Origin of the sequence: Methylobacterium nigriterrae (genome assembly GCF_037106235.1) — a bacterium.
Lineage (GTDB): Bacteria > Pseudomonadota > Alphaproteobacteria > Rhizobiales > Beijerinckiaceae > Methylobacterium > Methylobacterium nigriterrae.
This window is the reverse complement of the sequence record NZ_JBAWTG010000356.1, coordinates 1-1,481: the sequence shown is the minus strand read 5'-3', so window position 1 is coordinate 1,481 and position 1,481 is coordinate 1. Positions and strand designations below refer to the sequence as shown.

The following is a 1,481-nucleotide window of genomic DNA, read 5'->3' as shown; positions in this document are numbered from 1 at the left end:
TAGTACTACTGTGTCACAAACGAGCGATGGCAGCAGGGACATCGGTGAAGGGACAGGACCAGTGCACGCGCCAGTCTCAAGCGCAGGCTCTTGATGGAATCAGGCACGTGACGCTCTGGCCGGATCGGGGGCGCCGCGGGGTCTGTAACCGGCGGGTAGGACAGGGGCTTGGCGCCTGGTGATCTTCGGTCCTGAGGGGGGAAACCGGCCTCGCTCGGAGACCAAGAACCCGTACGCCGCGATGCACAAGCTGGCGTGATGATGGAAGCCGCGCCAGCTCCGCCCCTCGTAATGGCCGAGCCCGATCTCCTGCTTCAGCTCTTGATAGTCCCGCTCGATGCGCCAGCGCAGTTTGGTCTGGCTGACGAGCTCGGCCAGGGACGTCTCGGGCGGTAGGCTCGAGAGCCAATACTTCGTCGGCGTGGCCTCGCCCTGCGGCCACTCGATCAGGACCCACTCCTCGGCACGAGGCTCGTGTCGCAGCTCATCGCGATGCGCCGGGCGCGCCCGCACCGCCGCAAAGCGCGACGCCAACATTCCGTTCGGGCCCGCACGCCACCTGACCTGCTGCCAAGCCGCCTCCGGCAGAGACCGGGCCAGCTTCTCGGCCGAGAGCGGCTTTTGATCGGGGCTGCGCCGCACCCGGGTCGGTGGCCTGCCGCGCCCGCTCCACGCTTTGGGCGGCAGAGGAGCTGTTCCGGGTGGCCACAGGCTGGTCGAGGAGGAGATGCCGAGACTGTAGCGCAGACCCAACTCCGTCAGGGCCGTGCGGAAGGCTGTGTCGATCCCGTATCCGGCATCGGCCAGCACGAGACCGGGCGGCACCTGTTCGGCCTGGGCGGTACGGATCTGATCCAGCGCGATCTCCGGCTTGGTCTGGAAGAAGATCGCCTCGGGCACGCCAGCCTTCGTGCGCCGCTCGGGATCCTGTGCCCAGGCTTCCGGCAGGTAGAGGCGGTAGGCGATCGGCAGGCTGGCCTGGGCATTGGCCAGCGAGAGCGTCACGGCGACTTGGCAGTTCTCCTGTTTGCCGATCTGCCCGCAGTATTGCCGCCACACCCCGACCGAGTGCCGGCCCTTCTTGGGAAAGCCCGTGTCATCGACGATCCAGGCCTGGATCGGGCCTTGGCTCTCGATCATCGGCAGCACCGCGGCGCGGACCCGGGCCAACAAAGCGGCGTCTGACCAGTCGCCCTTGGCCACGAAGTGGTGCAGCGCCTGATGGGTAGCCTGAACCCGAGCCGGTGCGATCCGGGCTGCCATGGGCTCGATGCTCTTGCGCGAGCCCGGTAGGAGGAGGCCGGTGCAGTAGGCCTTCAGCGGCGCGACCCGATCAGCATGGCCGAGGACGCCCGAGAGGGTGTCGACATAGGCCGCAAAGCGCGGCTGGTCGGCCAACGAAGAGTTCAGGGCATCCATGCCGCGCTCCTGCACGAGATCGGATCACCCCTCATACACCCCATTCTTGTGACACAGTAGTA

Annotated in this window: 1 protein-coding gene; it reads right to left on the bottom strand. The window is 67.1% G+C overall.

Annotated features, from left to right (window positions below):
• Positions 1-99 precede the first annotated feature (99 nt).
• Positions 100-1,419 (bottom strand): IS701 family transposase, encoded by a 1,320-nt coding sequence (locus WDW90_RS37025; protein WP_336492709.1) that lies wholly within the window; start codon positions 1,417-1,419, stop codon positions 100-102.
• Between the last annotated feature and the right edge of the window lie 62 nt (positions 1,420-1,481).

What these genes read in the sequence shown, in the direction of transcription:
- WDW90_RS37025 (WP_336492709.1), bottom strand. Translation starts at nt 1,419, where the DNA reads ATGGATGCCCTGAACTCTTCGTTGGCCGACCAGCCGCGCTTTGCGGCC.